The organism is Paraburkholderia sp. FT54 (assembly GCF_031585635.1).
Taxonomy (GTDB): Bacteria; Pseudomonadota; Gammaproteobacteria; order Burkholderiales; family Burkholderiaceae; genus Paraburkholderia.
On record NZ_CP134195.1, the window covers coordinates 2,882,694 to 2,908,906 of the forward strand.

Annotated in this window: 25 protein-coding genes; 11 read left to right on the forward strand and 14 right to left on the reverse strand. The window is 63.9% G+C overall.

What is annotated here, in order from left to right:
* Positions 1 to 79 precede the first annotated feature (79 nt).
* A complete protein-coding gene (locus RI103_RS13325; RefSeq protein WP_310812452.1) occupies positions 80 to 1,660 on the forward strand; it encodes a SulP family inorganic anion transporter in 1,581 nt (526 codons plus the stop codon).
* A gap of 109 nt (positions 1,661 to 1,769) precedes the next feature.
* Here RI103_RS13325 and RI103_RS13330 read toward each other — a convergent pair whose 3' ends face one another.
* The 6 genes from RI103_RS13330 to RI103_RS13355 all read right to left on the reverse strand — a co-directional run bounded on the left by RI103_RS13330 (position 1,770) and on the right by RI103_RS13355 (position 8,876).
* Positions 1,770 to 3,317, reverse strand: coding sequence for a 2-isopropylmalate synthase (locus tag RI103_RS13330; protein WP_310812453.1), 1,548 nt, complete (start codon positions 3,315 to 3,317; stop codon positions 1,770 to 1,772).
* Between the two features lie 392 nt (positions 3,318 to 3,709).
* Positions 3,710 to 4,576 carry a CDP-diacylglycerol--serine O-phosphatidyltransferase gene (pssA, locus tag RI103_RS13335; RefSeq protein WP_310812454.1) on the reverse strand — a complete coding sequence of 289 codons (867 nt, stop codon included), beginning with the start codon at positions 4,574 to 4,576 and terminating at the stop codon, positions 3,710 to 3,712.
* A gap of 24 nt (positions 4,577 to 4,600) precedes the next feature.
* Entirely contained in the window at positions 4,601 to 5,239 is a 639-nt protein-coding gene (locus tag RI103_RS13340) for a phosphatidylserine decarboxylase (RefSeq protein WP_310812455.1), read from the reverse strand.
* Between the two features lie 130 nt (positions 5,240 to 5,369).
* Positions 5,370 to 6,386: a ketol-acid reductoisomerase gene (gene ilvC / locus RI103_RS13345; RefSeq protein WP_310812456.1), complete on the reverse strand. Its 1,017-nt coding sequence runs from the start codon at positions 6,384 to 6,386 to the stop codon at positions 5,370 to 5,372.
* 123 nt (positions 6,387 to 6,509) lie between these two features.
* Positions 6,510 to 7,001, reverse strand: a complete 492-nt coding sequence (ilvN, locus tag RI103_RS13350; protein WP_007175629.1) for an acetolactate synthase small subunit — start codon at positions 6,999 to 7,001, stop codon at positions 6,510 to 6,512.
* 111 nt (positions 7,002 to 7,112) lie between these two features.
* On the reverse strand, positions 7,113 to 8,876 hold the full coding sequence (locus tag RI103_RS13355; protein ID WP_310812457.1) for an acetolactate synthase 3 catalytic subunit: 1,764 nt from the start codon (positions 8,874 to 8,876) through the stop codon (positions 7,113 to 7,115).
* Between the two features lie 351 nt (positions 8,877 to 9,227).
* Here RI103_RS13355 and RI103_RS13360 point away from each other — a divergent pair, with 351 nt between their 5' ends.
* The 10 genes from RI103_RS13360 to RI103_RS13405 all read left to right on the forward strand — a co-directional run bounded on the left by RI103_RS13360 (position 9,228) and on the right by RI103_RS13405 (position 16,853).
* Positions 9,228 to 9,791 (forward strand): RNA polymerase sigma factor, encoded by a 564-nt coding sequence (locus tag RI103_RS13360; RefSeq protein ID WP_054034971.1) that lies wholly within the window; start codon positions 9,228 to 9,230, stop codon positions 9,789 to 9,791.
* Complete coding sequence (locus tag RI103_RS13365) at positions 9,788 to 10,216, forward strand: DUF3619 family protein (RefSeq protein ID WP_310812458.1); 429 nt, start codon at positions 9,788 to 9,790, stop codon at positions 10,214 to 10,216. Before RI103_RS13360 ends, RI103_RS13365 begins: the two co-directional genes overlap by 4 nt.
* Positions 10,217 to 10,232: 16 nt before the next feature.
* Positions 10,233 to 10,991 (forward strand): DUF3106 domain-containing protein, encoded by a 759-nt coding sequence (locus tag RI103_RS13370; protein ID WP_310812459.1) that lies wholly within the window; start codon positions 10,233 to 10,235, stop codon positions 10,989 to 10,991.
* A gap of 13 nt (positions 10,992 to 11,004) precedes the next feature.
* Complete coding sequence (locus RI103_RS13375; protein ID WP_310812460.1) at positions 11,005 to 11,520, forward strand: RDD family protein; 516 nt, start codon at positions 11,005 to 11,007, stop codon at positions 11,518 to 11,520.
* Positions 11,521 to 11,882: 362 nt separating this feature from the next.
* On the forward strand, positions 11,883 to 12,824 hold the full coding sequence (locus RI103_RS13380) for a UDP-2,3-diacylglucosamine diphosphatase (RefSeq protein ID WP_310812461.1): 942 nt from the start codon (positions 11,883 to 11,885) through the stop codon (positions 12,822 to 12,824).
* A 30-nt stretch (positions 12,825 to 12,854) separates the two neighbouring features.
* Positions 12,855 to 13,886, forward strand: a complete 1,032-nt coding sequence (locus RI103_RS13385; protein WP_106306728.1) for a glycosyltransferase family 1 protein — start codon at positions 12,855 to 12,857, stop codon at positions 13,884 to 13,886.
* A gap of 20 nt (positions 13,887 to 13,906) precedes the next feature.
* Positions 13,907 to 14,563 (forward strand): diacylglycerol kinase, encoded by a 657-nt coding sequence (locus RI103_RS13390; protein ID WP_310812462.1) that lies wholly within the window; start codon positions 13,907 to 13,909, stop codon positions 14,561 to 14,563.
* 206 nt (positions 14,564 to 14,769) lie between these two features.
* Positions 14,770 to 15,495, forward strand: a complete 726-nt coding sequence (locus tag RI103_RS13395; protein WP_310812463.1) for a TetR/AcrR family transcriptional regulator — start codon at positions 14,770 to 14,772, stop codon at positions 15,493 to 15,495.
* 2 nt (positions 15,496 to 15,497) lie between these two features.
* Positions 15,498 to 16,082: a TIGR00730 family Rossman fold protein gene (locus tag RI103_RS13400; protein ID WP_310812464.1), complete on the forward strand. Its 585-nt coding sequence runs from the start codon at positions 15,498 to 15,500 to the stop codon at positions 16,080 to 16,082.
* A 24-nt stretch (positions 16,083 to 16,106) separates the two neighbouring features.
* On the forward strand, positions 16,107 to 16,853 hold the full coding sequence (locus RI103_RS13405) for an SDR family oxidoreductase (protein ID WP_310812465.1): 747 nt from the start codon (positions 16,107 to 16,109) through the stop codon (positions 16,851 to 16,853).
* Positions 16,854 to 16,911: 58 nt separating this feature from the next.
* On the opposite strand, the gene RI103_RS13410 is transcribed toward RI103_RS13405, so the two are convergent.
* The 8 genes from RI103_RS13410 to kdpC all read right to left on the reverse strand — a co-directional run bounded on the left by RI103_RS13410 (position 16,912) and on the right by kdpC (position 26,193).
* A complete protein-coding gene (locus RI103_RS13410; RefSeq protein ID WP_310812466.1) occupies positions 16,912 to 17,553 on the reverse strand; it encodes a DUF924 family protein in 642 nt (213 codons plus the stop codon).
* Entirely contained in the window at positions 17,546 to 17,959 is a 414-nt protein-coding gene (locus tag RI103_RS13415; protein ID WP_310812467.1) for a group II truncated hemoglobin, read from the reverse strand. The genes RI103_RS13410 and RI103_RS13415 overlap by 8 nt, the downstream gene beginning before the upstream one ends.
* Before the next feature lie 25 nt (positions 17,960 to 17,984).
* Complete coding sequence (locus RI103_RS13420) at positions 17,985 to 20,567, reverse strand: FtsX-like permease family protein (protein WP_310812468.1); 2,583 nt, start codon at positions 20,565 to 20,567, stop codon at positions 17,985 to 17,987.
* Positions 20,564 to 21,175 carry a DUF4126 domain-containing protein gene (locus RI103_RS13425; protein ID WP_007175644.1) on the reverse strand — a complete coding sequence of 204 codons (612 nt, stop codon included), beginning with the start codon at positions 21,173 to 21,175 and terminating at the stop codon, positions 20,564 to 20,566. The genes RI103_RS13420 and RI103_RS13425 overlap by 4 nt, the downstream gene beginning before the upstream one ends.
* Positions 21,176 to 21,432: 257 nt before the next feature.
* Complete coding sequence (gene sugE, locus RI103_RS13430) at positions 21,433 to 21,753, reverse strand: quaternary ammonium compound efflux SMR transporter SugE (protein ID WP_310812469.1); 321 nt, start codon at positions 21,751 to 21,753, stop codon at positions 21,433 to 21,435.
* A 153-nt stretch (positions 21,754 to 21,906) separates the two neighbouring features.
* Complete coding sequence (gene kdpE, locus RI103_RS13435) at positions 21,907 to 22,605, reverse strand: two-component system response regulator KdpE (RefSeq protein ID WP_168793126.1); 699 nt, start codon at positions 22,603 to 22,605, stop codon at positions 21,907 to 21,909.
* Positions 22,598 to 25,432: a DUF4118 domain-containing protein gene (locus tag RI103_RS13440; RefSeq protein WP_310812470.1), complete on the reverse strand. Its 2,835-nt coding sequence runs from the start codon at positions 25,430 to 25,432 to the stop codon at positions 22,598 to 22,600. Before RI103_RS13440 ends, kdpE begins: the two co-directional genes overlap by 8 nt.
* A 182-nt stretch (positions 25,433 to 25,614) precedes the next feature.
* A complete protein-coding gene (gene kdpC, locus RI103_RS13445) occupies positions 25,615 to 26,193 on the reverse strand; it encodes a potassium-transporting ATPase subunit KdpC (protein WP_310812471.1) in 579 nt (192 codons plus the stop codon).
* Between the last annotated feature and the right edge of the window lie 20 nt (positions 26,194 to 26,213).

A 26,213-nucleotide genomic window follows, 5' to 3' on the forward strand; every position in this document is an offset into this window, starting at 1 on the left:
TTCGGCGACACCTCATGCGAATCCGATCCGGTTCAGCCTTCGCCATCTGCCAGGCTCCACTCCTCACTGCACCGACACCATGAACCTTCGAGCTTTTTTCTCCACGTTTCAGCGCGACCTGCTTGCGGGCACGGTCGTTTTTCTGGTGGCACTGCCGCTCTGTCTGGGCATCGCCAATGCATCGGGCGTCGAACCGTTTGCCGGGCTCGTCTCGGGCATTGTCGGCGGCCTGGTCGCGGCGGTGCTGAGCGGCTCGCGCTTGAGCGTGAGCGGGCCGGCCGCGGGCCTCGTCGTGATCGTCGTGGACGGCATCGCGCAGCTTGGCAGCTTCTCCGCGTTCCTGCTGGCCGTGCTGCTGTCCGGCGCGATCCAGTTCGGTTTCGGCATGCTCAAAGCCGGCCGGTTTGCCGCCTATGTGCCCTCGCCGGTAATCAAGGGCATGCTCGCGGCCATCGGCGTGCTACTGATCGTCAAGCAGTTTCCGCTTGCGCTCGCGCTGTCCGGCGTGGATGCGGCGCCGGGTACGCAAGCCGTCGCGCAGACCGCCGGCGCGGTGGCCACGCCGTTCGGCTCGATTTCGCTGGCGGCATGCGTGATCACCCTGCTGTCGCTGGCGATTCTGATCGGCTGGGAAACCCGCGCATTTCGACGCTTCGCACTGGTGCGCCGCGTACCGGCGCCGCTCGCCGTCGTTCTGTTGGGCATCGGCGCGACGTTGCTGCTCAGCGTGCTGGTGCCGTCGCTCGCGCCGCCGGCCGAACATCGGGTTGCCCTGCCGCCGCTGGAATCGTTCGCGGCGTTGCAACTCGCATTGGAATGGGCCGATTTCGGGCCGCACTTCGCGCAACTCGTCAATCCCGATGTGTGGCGCGTCGCGATCACGCTGGCGATCGTCGCGAGTCTCGAGACGCTGCTGAGCCTTGAAGCCGTCGAGCAAATCGATCCCGAACGGCGCGCCGCGCCGCCGGATCGCGAGTTGAAGGCGCAAGGCGTGGGCAATCTGATTGCCGGCGCGATCGGCGGCTTGCCGATCACGTCGGTGATCGTGCGCAGTTCGGCCAACGTGCATGCGGGCGCGCAAAGCCGGCTCTCGGCGATCATTCACGGCGTGTTGCTGCTCATCAGCGTGTTTGCGCTCACTAGTGTCATCAACCTGATTCCACTGGCCTGCCTCGCGGCGATCCTGATCTTCACTGGGCTGAAGCTCGCCAAACCGTCACTGTTCGTCGCCGTCGCGAAGCAGGGTTTCGCGCCGTTCGCGCCGTTTATAGTCACGCTGGTCGGCGTGCTCGCGACCGACCTGCTGATCGGCATCGTGCTCGGCACTCTGTGCAGCGTGCTGCTCGCGCTGTATGCGAATCTGCGCAGCCCGATCGTGCTCGCGCAACACGGCGATCACTATCTGCTGTCGTTTCGCAAGGACGTGTCGTTTCTCGGCAAAGTGGCGCTCAAGCACTACCTGCAGCAGGTTCCCGACGGCTCCACCTTGATCGTCGATGCGACACGCGCCGATTTCGTCGACCACGACGTGCGCGAACTGCTCGACACGTTCGCGGCCGATGCGCCACGCCGCGGCATCGCCGTCGAAGTGCGGCATCAGGTGCAGGCACAGGCACGCGCGTCTCGCGGCTGGTCGATGCGACGCACGGCGACGGAGTAACGCCGTTCGCAATGAACAAAGCCCCGTGCCAATCAAGGCACGGGGCTTCGTTTGCTACTCACACGACGGACACGCGGTCGCGCGTGTCAACGCATCGCTTTCAGCTCACTCACTCCGAACGTTGCGGATTCAACTTGTCCGCGTTCGAATACAGCTTGTTGAGCGCCGAGATATACGCCTTCGCCGAAGCCGCCACGATATCCGGATCAGTGCCCACGCCGTTGACGATGCGCCCGCTCTTCGACAGACGCACGGTCACTTCGCCTTGCGCCTGCGTGCCGGTGGTGATCGCGTTCACCGAGTACAGCAGCAGTTCCGAACCGCTGCCCACTTCCGTTTCGATCGCGTTCAGCGTGGCGTCGACTGGGCCGTTGCCGCGCGCTTCACCGGTCACTTCCTTGCCTTCCACCGAGAATACGATTTTCGCGTGCGGCTGCTCGCCGGTTTCCGAATGTTGCGACAGCGACAGGAATTTGTAGTGCTCTCTCTCCTGTGCCTCGGCGGATTCTTCCGTGACGATCGCGATAATGTCTTCGTCGAAGATTTCCGATTTGCGGTCGGCCAGTTCCTTGAAGCGCGCGAACGCCGTGTTCAATTCGGCTTCGCTATCCAGCGCGATGCCCAGTTCCTGCAGACGCTGCTTGAACGCGTTACGGCCCGACAGCTTGCCGAGCACGATCTTGTTCGCGCTCCAGCCCACGTCTTCGGCGCGCATGATTTCGTAGGTGTCGCGAGCCTTCAGCACGCCGTCCTGATGAATGCCCGACGCGTGCGCAAACGCGTTCGCGCCGACCACCGCCTTGTTCGGCTGCACGACGAAACCGGTGATCTGCGAGACCAGCTTCGAAGCGGGCACGATCTGCGTGGTATCGAGACCGATATCGAGGCCGAAGTAATCCTTGCGGGTCTTCACCGCCATCACGATTTCTTCGAGCGACGTGTTGCCCGCGCGCTCGCCGAGGCCGTTGATCGTGCACTCGACCTGACGCGCGCCACCGATTTGTACGCCGGCCAGCGAATTCGCCACCGCCATGCCGAGGTCGTTATGGCAATGCACCGAGAACACCGCTTTATGCGAGTTCGGAATGCGTTCGCGCAATGTTTTCACGAGCTGGCCGTACAGCTCCGGCACGCCATAACCGACCGTATCCGCGATGTTGATGGTGGTCGCGCCTTCGGCGATCACCGCTTCCAGCACGCGGCACAGAAAATCCATGTCCGAGCGGCTGCCGTCTTCCGGCGAGAACTCGACGTCGTCGGTGAATTTGCGGGCGAAACGGACTGCCAGCCTGGCCTGCTCGAACACCTGGTCCGGCGTCATGCGCAGCTTCTTTTCCATGTGCAACGGCGAGGTTGCGATAAACGTGTGGATGCGGAAGTGATCGGCCGGTTTGAGCGCGTCGGCCGCGCGCTGGATGTCTTTGTCGTTCGCGCGGGCGAGCGAGCAAACCGTGCTGTCCTTGATCAGGCCTGCGATCGTATGGATCGAATCGAAGTCGCCATTCGAGCTTGCCGCGAAGCCTGCTTCGATCACGTCCACTTTCATCCGCTCGAGTTGCTTGGCGATACGGATTTTCTCTTCTTTCGTCATCGACGCGCCGGGCGATTGCTCGCCGTCTCGCAACGTGGTGTCGAATATGATCAGTTTGTCGGACATGTCGAGTCTCCTGCGGAGTCGTTCAATTGTGGGGATGGGAAATTGGAATTCGGCTGTCTGCGCCACCGCTGGCGGCACTCGATCACGGAGAAGGCGGACGGAGGGTAAAAACGATCAGCGCGACCAAAAGCGTTCGCAATCAGCGCGGCGTACGTTCCAACACAGGCACGCTAGCGGCGCTCCGCCTGGCGAGGCTCGTTGCGCGGTTCGAAAAGGAACGTGAACGCCTTGATCCGACGACTATAGCGACATTCCCGCCAGCGTGCAATTAGCGCCGGACCTGCCTACGGAGCGCTGCCGGGCGCCGCCGAACGGGCTCGTCGAACGAAAAACGGCGGCCCGAAGGCCGCCGTTTTCCCGTGTCGAGCGCAGCAGCACGCGCGAGCGAACAGTTACCTGTCTGCTGTCACCGAGCGAGCCGGATTAGCCCTGCCCCGTATCGCCTGATAGCCCCAGAACACGTAACCCGACAGGCCATACAGCACGAACAGGCCGAACAGCATTAGCGGTGGATCGGAGGACACCAGCACGAACGCGACCACCACCAGCAGAATCACGCCGAACGGCACGCGATGCCGCACGTCGAGCGCCTTGCCGCTATAGAACGGCGCGTTCGACACCATCGTCACGCCCGCGTAGATGGTCAGCACGAAGGCCACCCACGGCAGCCAGACCAGCTTGAGCGGCACGCGGTTGTCGGTGGCGAGCCACACAAAACCGGCGATCAGCGCCGCCGCGGCCGGGCTCGGCATGCCCTGGAAGAAACGCTTGTCGACCACGCCGATGTTCGTGTTGAAACGCGCGAGACGCAGCGCCGCGCCCGAACAATAGACGAATGCCGCGAGCCAGCCCCAGCGGCCGAGGTCCTTCAGAATCCACTCGTACATTACCAGCGCCGGCGCCACGCCGAACGACACCATGTCCGACAGGCTGTCGAACTGCTCGCCGAACGCGCTTTGCGTATGCGTCATGCGGGCAACGCGGCCGTCCATGCCGTCGAGCACCATGGCCACGAAGATCGCGATGGCCGCGACCTCGAAACGCACATTCATGGCCTGCACGACGGCAAAGAAGCCGCAGAACAGCGCCGCCGTGGTGAACGCATTCGGCAGCAGATAAATGCCGCGCTTTCTCAGGAACTGCTGACGCTGCGCGCGCCGGCTGTCGACCGCCGCCTCGGTCACCATCGGCTTGTTACGGCGGAACGGACGCGGAAGCGGTCCGCTGTTACGGGGTCGACGCGGTTTGAATGCGGCCATTCGGAAAACCTCCTTGGTGCCGCTTTATAGTTCAGCGAGAATCGTGGACGACGCCGAAACCTTCTCGCCGATCGACACACGCGGACGGCTGCCCACTGGCAGATACACGTCGACGCGCGAACCGAAGCGGATAAATCCGTACCGTTGACCACGGGTGAGCGGCTCACCTGCCCGTACGTAGCAAAGAATGCGCCGCGCGATCAGGCCGGCGATCTGCACCGAGGTCACCGTCTGGCCGCCGGCCGTTTCGATCACCACCGCATTGCGCTCATTTTCGGTGGAAGCCTTGTCCACCGCGGCATTCAGATACGCGCCCGGGAAATATTCGACCTTGGAGATCGCGCCATCCACCGGCGAGCGTTGCGAGTGGACGTTGAAGACGTTCATGAACACGCTGATCTTCAGCGCTTCACGATTGGCATACGGATCATGCGCGGTTTCGACGGCGACGATACGGCCGTCGGCCGGGCACAGCACGGCATTCGCCTGGGTGGGAATCGGGCGCGCCGGATCGCGGAAGAACTGCACGACGAAGATCAGGATGAGCCAGAACAGCCATGAAAAGCCGAACCCCGCGATGAAGTGAACCAGGAGTGCAACGACGGCCGCGATGGCGATGAACGGCCAGCCTTCTCGCGCGATGATCGGATGAGGGTAATTCATGAATGGCTTCTGTGTTTTTGTAAAACCGTAGGATAGCAAAAGCCGCCCAGGGTTCAGCACCCTTGGGCGGCTTTTTGATCTGTCCGGCTATTACGGCATCGCGCCGCACCGGACATAAGCTGGAATCAGCTTAGTTCTTCGACTGGTCGACCAGCTTGTTCTTCGCGATCCACGGCATCATCGCGCGCAGCTTCGCACCGACCTGTTCGATCTGGTGCTCGGACGTCAAACGGCGGCGCGATTGCAGCGTCGGTGCGCCAGCCTTGTTTTCGATGATGAAGCTCTTCGCGTACTCGCCCGTCTGAATGTCGGTCAGCACAGCCTTCATCGCCTTCTTCGTTTCAGCCGTCACGATACGCGGACCCGTCACGTACTCGCCGTATTCGGCGTTGTTCGAGATCGAGTAGTTCATGTTGGCGATGCCGCCTTCATAGATCAGGTCGACGATCAGCTTCAGTTCGTGCAGGCATTCGAAGTACGCCATTTCCGGCGCGTAGCCCGCTTCCACCAGCGTTTCGAAGCCGGCCTTGATCAGGTCGACCGTACCGCCGCACAGCACGGCTTGTTCGCCGAACAGGTCGGTTTCCGTTTCTTCGCGGAAGTTGGTTTCGATGATGCCGGCACGGCCGCCGCCGTTCGCTGCCGCATACGACAGCGCGATGTCACGTGCCGCGCCGGACTTGTCTTGCGCAACAGCGATCAGGTGCGGCACGCCGCCACCTTGCGTGTAGGTGCCGCGAACCGTGTGGCCCGGCGCCTTCGGCGCGATCATGATGACGTCGAGGTCGGCACGCGGAATCACCTGGCCGTAGTGCACGTTGAAGCCGTGTGCGAAGGCGAGCGCCGCGCCTTGCTTGGCGTTGCCGTGCACTTCTTTCGCATAGACTTCGGCGATCTGCTCGTCCGGCAGCAGCATCATGACCACGTCCGCGCCCTTGACGGCTTCCGCCACTTCCTTGACTTGCAGGCCGGCATTCTCAGCCTTGCTCCACGATGCGCCGCCCTTGCGCAGACCGACCGTGATGTTCACGCCGCTTTCCTTCAGGTTCAGCGCGTGCGCATGGCCTTGCGAGCCATAGCCGATGATGGTGACTTGCTTGCCCTTGATGAGGGAGAGGTCAGCGTCCTTGTCGTAGAAAACTTTCATGTCGGTTCCTTGGCTAAATTCGATGATTCAGTGAAATTCAAATGCTGCAAATAGTGTGTTGCTTGGCCGGGTTGGTGCAGGCACGGCCCGGCCTGGGATCGAGACGGATTGAACGCTCGCGCGTCACACCTTCAGAATGCGCTCGCCGCGACCAATACCCGAGCTGCCCGTGCGGACCGTTTCGAGAATCGCGGTGGCGTCGAGCCCTTCGATGAAGGCATCGAGCTTGTCGCTCGCGCCCGTCAGTTCGATCGTGTAGGTCTTTTCGGTGACGTCGATGATGCGGCCGCGGAAAATATCCGACATCCGTTTCATCTCCTCACGTTCCTTGCCGACCGCCCTCACCTTGATCAACATCAGCTCGCGCTCGATGTGGGCGCCCTCGGTAAGGTCGACCACTTTCACCACCTCGATCAGGCGGTTCAGATGCTTCGTGATCTGTTCGATCACGTCGTCCGAGCCAATGGAGACGATGGTCATGCGCGACAGCGAACGGTCTTCGGTCGGAGCCACCGTCAAGGTTTCAATGTTGTAGCCGCGTGCCGAGAAGAGACCAACCACGCGTGATAACGCGCCAGGTTCGTTTTCCAGCAGGACGGAAATAATGTGTCTCATGATTCGCTTCTTCCAGATGTTTTGTCGATGTCTGCGAACGGTTCGCGCCGCTTCGTCCGCCCTCGCCTTTCATGAAGGCGCGCATGACGAAGCCAGCACTAAGAACCGTCGTTATAGATCTTCCGAACCCATGAGCATCTCGGTGATGCCCTTGCCGGCCTGAACCATCGGCCAGACGTTTTCGGTCGGATCGGTCTGGAAATCGAGAAACACCGTGCGATCTTTCAGGCGCAACGCTTCCTTGAGCGCCGGCTCGACGTCGGCCGTGCGTTCGATACGCATGCCGACGTGGCCGTATGCCTCGGCGAGCTTCACGAAATCCGGCAGCGCATCCATGTACGAATGCGAATAACGCTTGCTGTATTCGATCTGCTGCCACTGGCGCACCATGCCCAGATAGCGGTTGTTCAGCGAAATGATCTTCACAGGCGTGTCGTACTGCTTGCAGGTCGACAACTCCTGGATACACATCTGGATCGAGCCTTCGCCCGTGATGCACAGCACGTCGTCGTCCGGGTGCGCCATCTTCACGCCCATCGCCGCCGGCAGGCCGAAACCCATCGTGCCGAGGCCACCGGAGTTGATCCAGCGGCGCGGCTTGTTGAAGCGATAGAACTGCGCCGCCCACATCTGATGCTGGCCGACGTCGGAACACACGAAGGCATTGCCGTCGGTCAGCTCCCACGCCTTTTCCACCACGTACTGCGGCTTGATGATCTCGCTCTTGCGGTCGAACTTGAGGCAGTCTTTCGCGCGCCAGGCTTCGATGTCCTTCCACCAGTCGGCAAGCGCCGCGGTGTCCGGGCCATGCTCGGCCGTTTGCAACTGCTCGATCAGCTCCTTCAGCACTTCCTTCACGTCGCCGACGATCGGAATGTCGACCTTGACGCGCTTGGAGATGGAGGAAGGATCGATGTCGATATGGATGATCTTGCGCGGACGCGACGAGAAGTGCGCCGGGTCGCCGATCACGCGGTCGTCGAAACGCGCGCCGATCGCGATCAGCACGTCGCAGTGCTGCATCGCCATGTTGGCTTCGTACGTGCCGTGCATGCCGAGCATGCCGAGGAATTTCTTGTCGCTCGCGCGGTAACCGCCCAGACCCATCAACGTGTTGGTGATCGGATAGCCGAGCAGATCGGCGAACTGGTTCAGTTCACGCGAGGCGTCCGCGAGAATGATGCCGCCGCCGGTATAGATGTACGGCCGCTTGGCCGACAACAACAACGCCACGGCCTTGCGAATCTGGCCGGAGTGACCTTTCGTGACCGGGTTGTACGAGCGCAGCGAAACAGTCTTGAGCGGTTCGTACTGGCAGGGCGCTTTTGACACGTCTTTCGGAATGTCGATCAGCACCGGGCCGGGACGGCCGGTACGGGCGATATAGAACGCTTTCTTGACGGTGGCGGCGAGGTCGCGCACGTCCTTCACGAGGAAGTTGTGCTTCACGCAAGGACGCGTGATGCCGACCGTGTCGCACTCCTGGAACGCATCCTGGCCGATCGCGGCAGTCGGCACCTGGCCGCTGATCACCACCATCGGAATCGAATCCATGTAGGCGGTGGCGATGCCGGTCACCGCATTGGTGACGCCGGGGCCGGAAGTCACGAGGCACACACCGACTTTGCCGGTGGAACGCGCATAGGCGTCGGCGGCGTGGACAGCGGCCTGCTCGTGGCGCACGAGGATATGCTGGAACTTGTCCTGCTTGTACAGCTCGTCGTAAATGTAGAGTACCGAGCCGCCGGGATAGCCCCATACAAACTCGACGTCTTCGTCGGCCAGTGCCTTCATGAGCACGGTGGCGCCGATAGAGTCAGCTTCGGGATGGGGTGTCGTATCCGACGTGGAGAATTCCGCGCTGGGCATATTCATTAATTCACCTTTCGAAATTTCGGCAAAAATTTGATCGGGTGCTCTCTGCCGGGCTTGTGGCTCGGGTTCAAGCGGCGCGTCCAGTTGACAGGTGAGCTTCTTGGGCCACACCTCAATTGAGACAAGTCACTTATGTTGCGAACCAGCGACGATATCTGCAGACGCCCGCGCGGTCAAGCAAATCTTGCCGTGGCGCCATCGGCCAAATCTCAAAATTGACCGAAACCTTGTTATGGAGATGCAAGGTGAATCACGTTTCGCCCCAGCGGCGCAAAAGTTTGTTAGCATCCGCGAGTTTTACGACATTTTTCGACCGATTACGCGCACGCTCGCTGCGCCGACCCCCAACGGATGGCATCAGACAAGGAACTCGCCGATTTTCTGGCGGGCGTCGAAAGGCGCGCATTCAAGCAGACGGTCTACGCCGTGCGGGACGACGACGCCTCGCTGGATATCGTGCAGGACGCGATGATCAAGCTCGCCGAAAAATATGGCGACCGCCCGGCCGCCGAACTTCCGCTGCTGTTTCAGCGTATTCTGCAGAATGCGATGCACGACTATTTCCGTCGTGCCAAAGTGCGCAATACTTGGGTTAGTCTCTTCTCATCGCTTGGCAACGCCGACGACGACGAATTCGACCCCCTCGAAACCTTCGAGGCCCAGCAAGGCTCGGCGGGCTCCGAGAGCAACGAACAGAAACTCGAACGCGAACAGGTCCTGCAGTTGATCGACGACGAGATCCAAAAGTTACCGGCACGTCAACGGGAGGCGTTTCTCATGCGTTATTGGGAAGATATGGATGTCGCCGAGACTGCCGCCGCTATGGGCTGCTCCGAAGGCAGTGTGAAAACGCACTGCTCGCGGGCCACCCACACGCTGGCGCAAGCGCTCAAGGCCAAAGGAATCACGCTATGAGCTCCCTCGAAACCAAAGAACTCGAGTTCGCCCGCCAGGTGCGCCGCGCGCTCGACGAAAACGCCGCCAGCATTCCGTCCGCCACCGTCGATCGACTCGCCGCGGCGCGCCGTGCCGCGCTCGCCCGCAAGAAGCCCGACACCGTGAGCGCGCCGGTGTTCGTGCCGGCTCTCGCCGGCGCGGGCATGGCAGCCGGCATGGCGCCGGTCGAACTGCCGCAGCGCCGCCGTTCGCCGCTGCGCCGCTTTGCACTCGCGTGGCCGCTCGTCGCGCTGGTCGTCAGCCTCGTGGGTATTGCGTACTGGGAAGACCAGCAACGCACCGCCGAACTCGCCGATATCGATGCCGCGATGCTAAGCGACGATCTGCCGCTCAATGCCTATCTCGATCACGGTTTCAACGCGTACCTTTCACGCGCCCACTGAGCGGGAGATTCTTCGGGTGAGTTACAAGCGCGGCCTGGCCGTTGTTTTCGGATGCACGATCGCGGCCCTGGTGTCGTTTGCCGCGACTTATCCGCGCTTTTATCCGAGCCCGTCGCCCGTCAGCGCACCTGTCGCGGGCGGCAACGCCACCGCCAAGGCGCCGGCGCCCACGCTCGCCGTCGAATTGCCCAGCCTGCCCGGCAGCAAAAGCCCGATGGCATGGTCGCGCCTGACTTCCGCCGAGCGTATCGCGCTCGCGCCGTTCGAAGCCCAATGGGATTCCTTCAGCGACGAACGCAAGCGCAAATGGCTCAAGATCGCGTCGCGTTACCCGAAGATGTCCGCTGATGCGCAAAAACGGCTGCATGAGCGCATGACTGAGTGGACCCATATGACGCCCGACCAGCGGCGCGTCGCGCGGGAAAACTACCAGGTGTCGAAGGAATTGCCGCGGGAAACCCGTCAGAACGCGTGGAAGGCCTATCAACAGTTGCCCGAAGAGCAGAAGGAACGGCTCGCCGCCAGCGAACGCAAGCGGCGGCCCAGCGTGGTCAGCGCGCCGCCGTCGGGGCGCAGTGAAATCAAGGGGCTCGATCGTCTGGTGAATGCGCGCGACCACGGCGCAAGCGGCGCTGCGGCGGTGAGCGCCGCCGCAGCCGCGTCGTTGCCGAGCCCGGTCGCCGCGCCGCCGATTCCCGCCGCCGGCAGCTTCGTGCCCGCTACGCCGTTGCCGGTTTCGCCGGCGGAAGCGCCGTCGATTTTCAACGGCTCCTGAGCCCGGGCGCACCGTGTCCCAGCCGCTCACGACCCCGGCGTTGCCCACCGATACCAACGCACCCACCGTCCGGCGGCGCCTCGCGGCGCTGCTCTACGAAGCACTGATCCTGTTCGGCGTAGTGTTCATCGCCGGCTACCTGTTCAGCACGCTGACGCAGCAACGCAACGGCCTGACCCATCACAACCTGCTGGCAACATGGATCGGCCTCGTGGTCGGCGTGTATTTCGTCTGGTTCTGGACCCACAGCGGCCAGACCCTGCCGATGAAAACCTGGCGCCTGCGCGTCGTCGCCGCCGACGGCGCGCCGCTCTCCACCGGTCGTGCAATCGCCCGCTACGTGCTCGCGTGGTTGTGGTTTTTGCCGCCGCTCGCGCTGCATCCGCTGCTCGGACTCAAGCTGCCGCAGACGCTGCTGATCGCCGGCATCTGGTTCGTGCTGTGGGCCGCCACCGGGCGTTTCGATCCGCAGCGTCGATTTCTGCACGACCGCCTCGCCGGCACACGGGTCATCATCGTTTCGCGCTGATCCGTCTCGAGTCGGCCGGTCGATGTTTCGCTTATCTGTTGGGCCGGGCCGTCATCACGCGGCGCGCGTCATGCCGACCGCGGCCGTGCCGACAGGACAATTATTGCGCTCTCCTGTCGGCTCGTTACCACACTACGCCGGTCGCGCCCGCGCTAACAGTCCATGAACTTCGCGCGCCCGTCGACCCACCGCTACGCCGCGCGAGCCGCGCCCATGATGGCCGTCCATATTTCTGATCCCCCGCCTCTCCCGTCCACCGCCTCCCCTCCCGCGCCCAACAGTAATAAGAACTTCTCATGACTGTCACGGCACAGTCACGCACACTTGGCCCAATACGGGCACCGCAACTCGACGCGTGAGCCATGGACCCCAAAACGTCCGCGACTTCCCTGTTCCGCCAGACCGGCCCGAGCGTCGACCCTGTCGCGTTCCGCCCGGAACCCAATCATAGTCACGGCTTGCCGTTGCCCGTGGCGCCACTGCCGCTCGACGGCAAAGGCGGTCAGCACGACGACGACCACGCCGAGCCGCACCGCTACCGCACCATCTGGCTCTCCGACATCCATCTCGGCTCGAGCGGCTGCCAGGCGCCCTATCTGCTCGACTTCCTGCGCCATAACGAGTCGGAATATCTGTACCTCGTCGGCGACATCATCGACGGCTGGCAGTTGAAGAAAGGCTGGTACTGGCCGCAGGCGCACAACGACGTCGTGCAGAAGGTGCTGCGCAAGGCGCGCAAAGGCACGCAAGTGATCTACGTGCCCGGCAATCACGACGAAGCCGCGCGCCAGTTCTGCGACCTCGCGTTCGGCGACATCCACGTGCGCGGCGAGGCGTTTCACACCACGCTCACCGGCAAGCGTCTGTGGATCGTGCACGGCGATCTGTTCGACGGCGTGATCCAGCACGCCAAGTGGCTCGCCTATCTCGGCGACACGCTCTACACCATGATCCTGATCCTGAACCGCTGGTTCAACCGGATCCGCAGCCGGCTCGGTTTTCCGTACTGGTCGCTGTCGCAGTACCTGAAGCATCAGGTGAAGAACGCGGTGAATTTCATCTCCTCGTTCGAACGCGTGATGACCGACGAAGCGCGCCGGCGCGGCTGCGACGGCGTGGTGTGCGGGCACATCCACAAAGCAGAGATACGCGATATCGACGGCGTCCTGTATTGCAACGACGGCGATTGGGTCGAAAGCCTGTCGGCACTCGTCGAGACGTATGAAGGCGAACTCAAGGTGATCTACTGGACCGTGATGCGCTCCCCGGAAGTGGGCGTGCAAAAGGCCCGGGCGACCGCGTAGTCCCTCTTAACTTCTATTGGGCCGAAACCGATGAAGATCATGATCGTCACCGACGCATGGGAACCGCAGGTCAATGGCGTCGTGCGCACGCTGAAAAACACCACGCGCGAACTCAGCGCGCTCGGCCATCACGTCGATCTGCTGACGCCGCTCGAATTCAAAACGATCCCTTGCCCGACTTATCCCGAGATCCGCCTCTCGCTGCTGCCGCGCCGCAAACTGCGCGAGCGTATCGACGCCTTCTCGCCCGACGCGTTGCACATCGCCACCGAAGGGCCGCTCGGCATGGCCGCCCGCGCTTACGCGATCCAGCACAAGCTGCCGTTCACGACCGCTTATCACACGCGTTTTCCGGAGTACGTGCAGGCGCGCTTCGGCATTCCGCTTGCCGCGACCTACAAGTTCCTGCACTGGTTTCACAAGCCGTCGTTGGCGGTGATGGCGCCCACGCCAGTCGTCAAGAGCGACCTCGAAAAATTCGGCTTCACCAACGTCGTGCTGTGGACGCGCGGCGTCGACCTGGACATCTTTCACCAGATGGACTCGAAGGTGCTCAACAGCGCACGGCCGATCTTTCTGTACGTGGGGCGCGTGGCGGTCGAGAAGAACGTCGAGGCATTTCTGAAGCTCGATCTGCCCGGCTCGAAGTGGGTCGCCGGTGAAGGTCCAGCGCTCGCCGAACTGAAGTCGCGCTATCCGCAAGCGAATTACCTGGGCGTGCTGACGCAGGCCGAACTGGCGAAGGTCTATGCGGCGGCGGACGTCTTCGTGTTCCCGAGCCGCACCGACACGTTCGGGCTCGTGCTGCTCGAAGCGCTCGCCTGCGGCACGCCGGTCGCGGCGTATCCCGTCACCGGTCCGATCGATGTGCTCGGCGACGGCGGCGCGGGTGCGATGCACGAGGACCTGCGCGAAGCCTGTCTCGAAGCCTTGAAGATCGACCGCAACCATGCGCGCGCGTGGGCCGAACGCTTCTCGTGGGCGGCGGCCTCCGAGCAATTCGCCGCGCATCTGAAGCCGCTGCCGCGCGCTTCGTACCGAGAGGAAAGCGCCGCCGCGTGACGCGGCGTGCCGAGTTGTCCATGCGAACCAGATCATCCACCGTGGGGCGCGCGCCGAACGGCGCGCTGCGTGCCGTCGATGCCGACAATGACAACGACAACGCAAGCATCGAACCGTTCGACGACGTCAGCGAGCCAGGCACGTCGAATCATGCAGATCACGCGCATGGTTTGAACGGCATGAACGGCGCAAGCGCTGCGCACGGTACGCAACAAAACGGCACGCAACACGAGACGCAGAACGAACCCCTCAGTCCCGACGATCCACTCACGCCGCTGCCTTTCAATCCTTATAAAGGCAATCGCGGCCTCACGCGCGCCTGGCACGCGATGAAGAATTCGCTCGCCGGCTTTCGCGTCGCGATTCGCGAGGAAAGCGCGTTTCGCCAGGAACTCACGCTCGCCGCGATCCTGATTCCCTGCGGCGTGCTGGTGCCGGTCGAGCCGGTGTCGCGCGTGTTGCTGCTCGGCTCCGTGCTGCTCGTGCTGATCGTCGAGTTGCTGAATTCGAGCGTGGAAGCGGCCATCGACCGCATTTCGCTCGAACGCCACGAGCTCTCGCGCCGCGCGAAGGATCTCGGCAGCGCGGCCGTGATGGTCGCACTCGGCATGTGCCTGATGACCTGGCTGCTGATCGTCGGGCCGCTTGTCGTGCATTGGATCAAGGCGTGGATGTGAAGTCACCTGTCAGCGCGTTTGAACGCGCTCGAGCCGCCGTCGAACGGCGCGCGAAATCGCCTCGAGCAATGAAAACCCCGACTATCCGCTTGGTATAAGAACGCTCGGTTTATAATCGTCCGATACACCAACCGCGTCCGGGTGGATCACGCAAACTGCGGCACGCCGCCGTGTGCCCCAGCCCGGCGTAACCAGGGCCGGACGACATGGAAGCCAAACCTCCCCGCCGCACGCGCGAACGGATTCTCGAACTGTCGTTGAAACTGTTCAACGAAATCGGCGAGCCGAACGTCACGACGACGACGATCGCCGAGGAAATGGAAATCAGTCCAGGCAACCTGTACTACCACTTCCGCAACAAAGACGACATCATCAACAGCATCTTCAGCCAGTTCGAGCAGGAGATCGAAAAGCGTCTGCGCTTCCCCGAAGACCATCGCGCGACCATCGACGAAATGTGGTCGTATCTGCAGTACATGGTCGATTTCACGTGGCGCTATCGTTTCCTGTATCGTGACCTGAACGATCTGCTGGCGCGCAATCGCACGCTCGAAACGCACTTCAAGCAGATCATCAGCCACAAGGTGCGTTTTGCGAGCCAGTTCTGCGAACAGCTCGTCGCCGACGGCGAAATGGTCGTCACGCCGGAAGAGCTGCATGTGATCGCCACCAACGTCGGCGTGATCGGCACGTATTGGCTCTCGTATCAGTTCGTGATGAACCCGCGCAAATACAACGAGCAGGAAGCGATGCGCGCGGAGCTGCATCAGGTGAGCGTGCAGATCGTATCGCTGATGGCGCCTTATCTGCGCGGCCGCTCGCGGCAGATTTTCGACGACCTCGTGTCGGGCAAGCTGCCCAAGCGCGAGTTTTACGACTACCTGCCGCCCAAGGAAGGCGCCGCGCCCCGCAACGAACCGAAGGACGTTTGAGCATGAAGTCGGTGTGTGTGTATTGCGGCTCCTCCAACGGAGCCAGACCGTTGTATGCGGAAGCGGCGCGCGCCTTCGGCCGCGCGCTGGTGCAAGCCGATCTCGCGCTGGTCTACGGCGGCGGCAAGGTCGGCCTGATGGGCGTGATCGCCGATACGGTGATGGCCGAAGGCGGCCGCGCGATCGGCGTGATTCCCGAGCTGCTGGTCAACAAGGAAGTCGGCCATAACGGCCTGACCGAACTGCATGTCGTGCCCGACATGCATCACCGCAAGAAGATGATGGCCGACCTGTCCGACGCGTTCGTCGCGATGCCGGGCGGCGCGGGCACGCTCGAAGAACTGTTCGAGGTCTTCACGTGGGCGCAACTCGGCTACCACCAGAAAGCGGTGGCACTGCTGAATATCGACGGCTTCTATGATCCGCTGATCAACATGCTTCAGCACACGGTCGACGAAGGCTTCATGCGCCGGACCTATTTCGACATCCTGCAGATCGACGCCGATCCCGCCGGGTTGATCGGCAAGCTGCAACGCTACCAGCCGCCCGTCAGCGACAAGTGGGCGATCACGCGCGACGCGGTCTGAATTTCCCCTAACGTTGAGGTTGCGATGACGAAAGCCGTTCTGATCACCGGTGGCAGCCGCGGCATTGGCCGCGCGACCGCGCGTTTGCTGGGTGCGCGCGGCTGGTCCGTCGGCGTGAATTACGCGCAAAATCTCGCCGCGGCGCAAGACACCGCCGCCGAAGTGGAACGCGCCGGCGGCCGCGCCTTGACGCTTGCCGGCGACGTCGCGAATGAAGCCGACGTGCTCGCGATGTTCGATGCGCTTCAGCAGAAGTTCGGCCGGCTCGATGCACTCGTCAATAACGCCGGCATCGTCGCGCCGTCCAGCCAGCTCGCCGACATGGACCTCGCGCGCCTGAAACGCATGTTCGACGTCAACGTACTGGGCGCGTATCTGTGCGCGCGCGAAGCCGCGCGGCGCATGTCCTCCGATCGCGGCGGCGCGGGCGGCGTGATCGTCAACGTGTCGTCGGCGGCGTCGCGGCTTGGTTCACCGAACGAATACGTCGACTATGCCGGCTCGAAAGGCGCCGTCGATACGATGACGCTCGGTCTCGCCAAGGAACTCGGCCCGCGAGGCGTGCGCGTGAACGCGGTGCGCCCTGGTTTGATCGATACCGAGATCCACGCGAGCGGCGGCAAGCCCGAGCGCGCCGCGCAACTTGGCGCGAGCACGCCGCTCGGCCGCCCCGGCACGGCCGACGAAGTCGCGGAAACCATTGTGTGGTTATTGAGCGACGCCGCCTCGTACGTGACGGGCGCCCTGCTTGACGTGTCCGGCGGACGCTGAGCTTCTTTGTCCTCGTCCTGATGCGCCGCGCGCGTCGACCAGCAGCGGCGCATTGCACCTAGAACGATGAACCGGGTTCGCGCAGGAAGGCAATTTCTTCTGCTGTCGAGGGACGCCCGAGCAACGCATTGCGATGCGGAAAGCGTCCGAACCGCTCGATGATTTCCGCGTGCCGCACCGCGGACCGGTAATACGACTCACTGCCCGGTTCCTTTTCCAACTGCTCGAATAGACGCAGCGACTCGCGCTGGCTGGCGAGCGTCTCGTCGTGCTCGAACGGCAGATAAGCAAATACGCGATGATGCACGGTAGGCAACAGGCGGTCGGCCCCGCTGGCAATCATCTGCTGCGCGGTACGCAATGCCTTCTGGTCGGCGGCGAACGCGCGCGCCGTGTTGCGATGACAATTGCGCGAGAACTGATCCAGCACGATGACCAGCGCCAGCGCGCCGAGCGGTGTTTGTGTCCAGTTGTCGAGCGCGGACTCGCGCGCCGAGTCGATCAGGGCACCGAAGCGTTCCCGCAGCATCGTGTCGAAAGCCGCGTTGCGTGAAAACCAGATTTTGCGCTCCGTGCCGAACTCCGGCGCGCCCGGTACGCCGAACCAGCAGTCGAGCACTTCGCGCGCTTCCTGCGGCAAGTCAGCATAGTCCGCGGATCCTGCGCCGGATGTCTGCCCCGAGCCCGGCCCGTTAGCCATTCCGGTTGCGCATCCAGTCAGCCGTTTCGAAGAACGAGCCGAGCAGGCGCTCCCTCAGTGGCTCGGCAAGACCGACATCTTCCATGGCCCATGCCATGCATCTGAGCCACTGATCGCGCTCGCTGGATGCAATCGCGAACGGCAGATGCCGCGCGCGCAAGCGCGGATGACCGAACCGGCTGATGTAGTGATCGGGGCCGCCCATCCATCCGCACAAAAACCAGAAGAACTTGTCGCGCGAACCATCGAGCGATTCCGGATGCAACGCGCGGATTCCAGCGAAGTCCGCTTCGAGATCCATCAAGTCGTAAAAGCGGTCGACCAGTTCGCGCACGCGCGCTTCGCCGCCCACCAGTTCGAAGGCCGTCGGCTGCGCCGCGGACACTTCGTCGTTCAAATCACTCATACCTGCTCACTAACCGATAAAAAAATCACGCGTCCCGCAACGATTGCAACGCGGGCCGCGCGAGCACATGCCGCAAGCTCAACCAGCCGCCCACGCCAGCACACGCGATGCCGGCGGCAATGCCCGCCGGCAACAACCACGGGTCGAAGCTCAGATAAAACTCGAACACGCGCGTCGCCAACACATAGCCGATGACCTGCGCGCCAACGGCTGCCATCAGACCCGCCAATGCGCCCACCGCGACGAACTCGGCGATCTGCACCGCCCGCACCTGGCGATGCGACGCGCCCAGCGCGCGCAGCAGCGCGGATTCTCGCATACGCTCATCGCGCGTGCCGGCAAGCGCCGCGTACAACACGAGCACACCCGCCGCGAGCGTGAACGCGAAAAGGAACTGCACCGCGCCGATCACCTGCTGCAAGACGCGCTGCACCTGCGCGAGAATCGGACCGGTGTCGATGGCCGTGAGATTTGGATAGGCGGCGATCAGGCCGTCGATGGTCGACTGTTTTTCCTGCGGCAGATGGAAGCTCGTGATGAAGGTCGCCGGGAAATCCTGCAGTGCGGCGGGCGGCATCAGCACGAAGAAGTTGACTTTGAACGACCCCCAATCGAGCTTGCGCACACTCGTGACCGGCGCGTCGATCTGCAAGCCGGTCACGTCGAAACGCAGGACGTCGCCGGGCTTCACGTTGATCAGCTTGGCGAGTCCCTGCTCGATCGAAATCTGCGGCGTTTTCGTGTCGCCGTACCATGTGCCGGCGGCGAGGCGATTGTCCTCGGGCAGCTCGGTCGTGTACGACAGATTGAATTCGCGATCCACGAGACGCTTGGCATCGTCGCCCTTGAACGCGTCCGGATTGACCGGCTTGCCGTTGATCGCCGTCAGGCGCCCGCGCACCATCGGTGCGAGTACCGTGCCGGGCACGCCATGCGTGCTGAGATACTGCGTGACGGCGTCGCGCTGGTCGGGCTGAATGTCGATGATGAATTCGTTCGGCGCGTCCGGCGGCGTCGATTTGCGCCAGCCGGCCACCAGGTCGTTGCGCGTCATGGCGATCAGCAACAGGCACATCAGGCCGATGCCGAGCGCGGTGATCTGCAATGCGCTCGCGCTGCTGCGCCGTTCGAGCGACGCCAGCGCATAACGCCAGCCAATCCCCGCATTCACGCGCTCGCTGCGCACCACGCGCGCCGCGCCCCACAACGCCAGCCGCGCGATGCACGCGAACACCAGCAAGCCGCCCGCGAAACCGCCCGCCACGATCCCGCCGAGCTTCAGTTCGCCCGCCGCGACGATCAACAGCGCGGCGAACAGGACGATGCCGAGCGCGTAAGCCGCCCACGCGGTGCGTCCCGCTTCGCCCCATTCGCGGCGCAGCACGCGCACCGGCGGCACACGCGTGAGCGGCAACAGCGGCGGCAACGCGAAGCCCAGCAACAGCACGAGACCGGCCGCGATGCCTTCGAGCGCCGGCCATGCCGTCGGATACGGCAGCGCGACATCGATCAGACTGCCGAGCCACGTGAGCAGCGCGAGATGCCCGAGATAACCGAGCGCCACGCCCAGCGCGCCGCCCATCAAACCGAGTCCGACGAATTCGAGCGTGAAGAGCGCGCGCAAACTTGACTGGCTGACGCCGAGACAACGCATCGCCGCGCAGCCGTCCAGATGCCGGCGCATATAGCGATGCGCGGCCATTGCGATTGCCACGGCCGCCAGCAACGCGGTGAGCAGCGAGACGAGCGTGAGGAAGTGACTCGCGCGATCGAGCGTCTGGCGCACTTGCGGCTGGCCGTCCTGCAAGGATTCGAGCGCGACCCCACGCATCTTGCCGCCGTCCACCCGCTCGTGCGCGAACTGCGCGAAATGCGCCACCGACTCGTCAGACCCGGCCACCAGCAAGCGGTACGTCACACGGCTGCCGTAGGTGACGAGGCCGGTCGAGGCTACGTCGTCGGCGCGCAGCATCAGGCGCGGCGAAAAATTGACGAATGAGAAACCACGGTCGAGCTCGCGCGTGATCACCGCGCCGATCGTGAAGTTGCGACCGCCGACTTTCACCGCATCGCCGATATGCACCTTCAACGCGTCGAGCAGCGCCTGATCGACCCATACGGTGCCCGGCGACGGAATCGCTTGCGCCGGATGGTCCGCCGCGCCCGGCGCCGACGCGATGCGCAACGCGCCGCGCAGCGGATAACCCGGCGACACCGCCTTGATGGCGGCGAGCCGCGAAACCGGCTGCGCGCCGGTCGAATTGATCATGCTGGGAAAGATCGCCGTGGTGGCGGTGTTCAGACCGAGCGCTTTGGCTTGACCGGCGAATTGCGGATCGACCGGATGATCGGACCGCACGATGAAGTCGGCGGCAATCATGCGCCGCGCGTCGCGCTCGAGCCCCTGGTGCAGACGATCAGCCAGAAAGCCGACACTCGACAAAGCCGCCACGGCCAGAACCAGCGCCAGCAGGAGCACCGTCAACTCGCCCGCGCGCCAGTCGCGCGACGTCATGCGAATGGCCTGGCGCACCAGATCCAAGCCGCCGAACCGGCGCGTCGCAGGTAAAGCCCTGCGCGCCGTGGAACCCCGTACCGTATCGCTCAATCGTGCCTGCTCCTGGCAAAGCGCGACACCATATGCGTCGCCATGCCGCGAAAACCGCCCTGCACCCCACGCCAGAGCCGCGGCAATGCCCAGCCGGCCAGCATCAGGAAGCCCACCATCAACACCAGAAAGACAAGCGGCACGAACAGCGCGAGCAGCATGCCGCCGAATACGAGCCCGTCCTCGGCGGTCGAGGTCACGACATTCGACACCGGTTCCGGCGACAGATTGATCAGCGCGCGCGTGCCCGCCTTGGCGAGGTGCGCCGTGCCCGCCAGCGTGCCGCCCGCGAGCGCGGCCACGGTCAACAGCGCCGGATCGGCATGGCCGAGCGCGCCGGCCGCCAGCACGGCGCCCGCTGGAATGCGAATGAAGGTATGGACCGCGTCCCACAGCGAATCGAACGCGGGGATCTTGTCGGCGAGGAATTCGGTGACGGTCAGCACGCCCGCCACGCCGATGACCCACGGCGAAGACAACGCGGAGAGCGTATCGGGAAGATGGACGAGGCCGAGCCGAGCGAACACGCCGGCCAGCAGTACCGTCAGATAGAGGCGCAGGCCGCTGCCCCATGAGAGGCCCGCCGCGAGCGAAAGTGATTCAAGCATGGCCGCCTCCAGGCGCGCTGTGCGTGCCGGGCGCTTCGACTGGCCGCTAATGGGGAAGCCGCATCGAAGTCGTCAGACCCGCGCCAAGCCGGTCGCGCCAAATGGGCCGCGGACAATTTCAGGTTGGATTCGATCTCATTATAGCCACGTTAATTCGCAGAACGCAGAGCGGACAATAACTGGGGGTTCAAATGGAAGCGCGCGCCGGGCGCAGGCAGATGGTGAAAGACGCCCGGCGGCGGTCTGGAATGCGGGGCTCAATGCCCGGAAGACAGCTTCAACCCGATCAGTCCGATCACGATCAGCGCCGCGCTGGCGACGCGCGCGACGGTCAAGGCCTCGCCCATCATCACGATCCCGAAGACGAACGCGCCGACCGCGCCGATCCCTGTCCACACCGCATAGGCGGTGCCGAGCGGCAACTGGCGCATGGCCATGGCGAGCAGCGCAAAGCTGCCGAGCGCGGTCACGACCGTGAACACGGAAGGCCAGAGACGGGTGAAACCTTCGGAGGTTTTGAGTCCGGCCGCCCACGCGACTTCGAGCAAACCGGCAATCAACAGCAGAATCCAGGACATGAGACAGCTCCATGGTCAGATGGGGCCGTCCCCGTTTGTGAAACCGCAAGGTCGTCCTTACGATCCGTAATTGTAGCAAAGCCGCCTCAACGACACCGGCAGCGGCCCGCTGCCAGGAAGCGCGCCGCGCTGTGGCAAATTACCCACACAATCTCAAACCGCGCCCACCAGCCGGTATCCGACACCCGTTTCCGTGATGATGTGTTCCGGCTGCGCCGGATCGCGTTCGAGCTTGCCGCGCAGATGCGCCATATAGATGCGCAGATAGTGATGGCTCTCGACATGCGACGGCCCCCACACGTCGCGCAGCAACTGCCGGTGCGTCAGCACGCGGCCGGCATGGCGCACGAGCGTCGCGAGCAGCCGGTATTCGATCGGCGTCAGATGCACGACGACGCCGTCGCGGCTCACCTGCCGCAGCGCCAGGTCGACGGTTACCGTGCCGAAGCGCACCTGCGGCGATTCGTTGGCGCCGCCTTGATTGCGCCGCCGCATATGCGCGCGGATCCGCGCCAGCAGTTCGGACACGCCGAACGGCTTGGTGAGGTAGTCGTCCGCGCCGGCATCGAGCGCGGCGACTTTCTCGCTCTCCTGGGTGCGCGCCGACAGCACGATCACCGGCAGCTCGCTCCAGCCGCGCAGTTCGCGGATGACGTCGAGACCGTCGGTGTCGGGCAGGCCGAGATCGACGATCACCAGATCGGGCTTGCGCGTCGCGGCTTCGACGAGACCCTGCTTGCCGGTTTCGGCGTCGTGCACGACGATGCCCTCGCCTTCCAGCGCCGTTCGCACAAAGCGGCGAATCTGCTTTTCGTCTTCGATCAGGACGACGGTGATGCTGGGGTCACTCATGGCTAGGCTTGGAAAGCGGGTTAAGAGTTGAATCGCCGCCGGTGTCGACGTGGGTCAGGGAATCGGCGCCTTCGTTTTCCAGTGCATCCGGTGCGTCGGGCGGCGTTTCCACCGGCAGCGTGAACCAGAAGCGCGCGCCCTCGACACGGCCGTCCGCCGACACGCGATTGAGCGCGCCGATTGTACCGCCATGCGCCTCGACGATCGCGCGGCAGATCGCGAGGCCCAGGCCGATGCCCGGCTTGGCCGACTCCTTCTCGCCGCGGGTGAACTTCTCGAACACCCGCGCTTCCATGCCGGCGGGCAGGCCAGGACCGGTATCGTCCACCGTGACGCGCACGAACGACTTGCCGTCCGCGTCGAGACGCTGCGCGCCGATCGTCAGCGGCGTGGCCGGCACGGTGTATTTGGCGGCGTTCTCGAACAGGTTGGAGAAGAGCCGCTCCATCAGCACGGCGTCGAGGTGCAAGAGCGGCAGATCAGCGGGCAGTTTCACCTGCACCGGATGATTCGCCAGCACGCGTTTGCACGCGCGCAGCGCGGCGCCCACCGTTTCTTCGAGCAGCGTCCATTGCTGATTCAGTTGCAGACTGCCCGCCTGCAGGCGGGCCATGTCGAGCAGATTCGTGACGATGCCGGTCATGCGCAGCGCTTCCTCGTGAATCGCTTCGACCAGCTCGCTGTTGGGCTGCGCCTCGGGCGATTGCGCCAGCATCGACGAGAAGCCGACGATGGTCGTCAACGGCGTGCGCAGATCGTGCGAGATTGCCGACAACAACGAGTTGCGCAGGCGCTCCGACTCCATGTTGACGAGCGCATCGCGCGCGATGTCCACGTAATGCACCCGTTCCAGCGCGAGCGCGATCTGCGCGGCGAACGCGTCGAGCATGCGCTGCTGCTCGGGCACGTCGAGTTCGCCCTTGTCGCGCATCACGACCGCGAGCACGCCGCGCGTGCGCATCGGCGCCTTGAGCGGCAGGTACAGCGCGGCGGCGGCCGGCAGCGTGTCGGTGCCGTGGCCGGCCGGCTTCTGCTGATCGTAGACCCACTGGCCGACGTCGCTATCGAGCATCTCGCCTTCGAGCGTGATCGCCGCGTCCGGATCCTCGATCTTCTGCTTCACCTGATCGGCGCTGTCCGGCAACAGAATCGCCACGCGCGCGCCGAACACCTCGCTCACATGACGGCTGCCGATGCCGACGATCTGTTCCATGGTCAGCGCCGCGGCCAGTTCGCGCGCCATCGCGTACATCGCGCCGGTGCGCTGCTCGCGGCGCCGCGCCACGCTCGCCTCGCGGCGCAGGCTCGAGGTCAGATGGCTGATCACCAGCGAGGTCAGCAGCATGCCCAGGAAGGTCAGCAGATACTGCGTATCGGAAACCGTCAGCGACATGCGCGGCGGCACGAAGAAAAAGTCGAACGCGGCTACGCTCATGAACGACAGCACCACGCCGGGGCCGCGCCCGAGCTTCGCCGCCGCGAAGATCACGCCGAGCAGATACAGCATGACGAGGTTGGTCAGATCGATATGCTCGCTCAACTGACTCGCCAGCAGCGTGATGGCCGCGCAGATCAACAGCGCGAAGCCGTATGCGCGCGGCGGCGAGCGGCGTTCGCGCGCCGCGCTCAGTGCCTCGCGCCATGCGTTCGCGGTGGTGTTCAGCAGATGGCGATGCTCGCCGCTGTCGAGTTCGGACGAGGCACGAATCAGCGTGAGATCGAGATCGCCCGCCTTCTCGGCGATACGTTCGCCGAGCGGTCGCCACAGCCAGCGCTTCACGCCCGTGCGCAACGACGCGCCGGCCACCAGCTTCGACACGTTGCGCGCCTGCGCATAGCCGATCAACGCGACGGCTGCGTCGGCGGCCGCGAGCGTCGCGGTTTCGGCGCCGAGTTCAGCGGCGAGCTTCAAAGCGTTCAGCGTGCGTTCGCGGCGCTCATCCGGCAAACGCTGCAGCGCCGGCGTCTCCACATAGACGGCGATCCAGTCGGCCTTCAGGCTGGCGGCCAGACGCGCCGCCGCGCGCACCAGCATCGGCGCTTCCGGGCCGGGGCCGACGCACACCAGCAAGCGCTCGCGCGCCTGCCAGATGCGTTGGATGGAACGGTCGGCGCGATACTCGCGCATTTGCGCATCGACACGATCCGCGGTGCGGCGCAGCGCCAGCTCGCGCAGCGCGATCAGATTGCCTTTGCGAAAGAAGTTGCGCACCGCCCGCTCGGCCTGCTGCGGCATGTACACCTTGCCGTCGCGCATCCGGTCGAGCAGTTCCTCGGCGGGCAAGTCGACCAGCGTGACTTCGTCGGCGCGATCGAACACGCGGTCCGGCACCGTCTCCCAGACACGAATACCGGTGATCTGGCCGACCACGTCGTTCAGGCTTTCGAGGTGCTGGACGTTGACCGTCGTATAGACGTCGATGCCCGCGTCGAGCAACTCGTACACGTCCTGCCAGCGCTTCAGATGCCGCGCGCCCTGCACGTTCGAATGCGCGAGTTCGTCGACCAGAATCAGTGCCGGCTTGCGGGCGAGCGCGGCGTCGAGATCGAACTCGCCGAGCTTGCGGCCGCGATATTCGATATGCGCGAGCGGCAGCACGTCGAGACCGTCGAGCAGCGCAGCGGTTTCGGTGCGGCCATGCGTTTCGGCGATGCCGACCACCACGTCCGCGCCTTCATCGTGACGCCGGCGCGCGGCCTGCAACATCGCATAGGTTTTGCCGACGCCCGCCGACGCGCCGAAAAAAATCTTCAGCCTGCCTCGCTGACGTTTTTCTTCGTCGCGTTGCAGCTTGTCGAGTAACTCATCGGGATCGGGGCGGTTCATGCTCAATGGTTTTCATGGTTGGGCGAGCGGCGGTGTGTGCATGGTGGCACGACGGCGAGCCGGCCGCAAATGGCGGCCACAGCATATAACGCTCGCCACACCTTCGTCGCGCCGTCAAAAGGCAAAGGCGGAGTCGCGCGGACGCCGCCTTTGCCCAGCGAAGCGCTGCTGCGTTTCGTCGATCAACCGCGCTTCATCTCGTCCAGCGCCAGGTTCAGTTGCAGCACGTTCACGCGCGGCTCACCGAGAATGCCGAACTGACGGCCGCTCGTATAGCGATCCACCAGCGCCTGCACGTCGTTGGCCGCGAGCTTGCGTGCCTTGGCGACGCGCTCGATCTGATAAGCCGCTGCCGCCGGGCTGATCTCAGGATCGAGACCGCTGCCCGACGACGTCACCAGATCCACCGGCACCGGCTTCGACATATCCGTGCCGGCCGCCTTCAGCGCGTCGATACGGCCTTTGATTTCGTCGAGCAACGCCGGGTTGGTCGGGCCCAGATTCGAACCGCTCGAACCCTGTGCGTTGTACGGCATCGGGCTGGTGGCCGACAGGCGGCCCCAGAAGTATTGCGGCGCATCGAACTGCTGGCCGATCAGCTTCGAGCCGACCACCTTGCCGTCCTGTTCGAGCATGCTGCCGTTGGCCTGATCGTTGAAGGCCGTTTGACCGACGACGGTCATCACCGCGGGATAGGCCAGGCCCGTGACAGCGGTGAGCACCGCGAAGATCACGATCAACGGACGGAACAGATTTTTCATGATGAATAATTCCTCTTGAA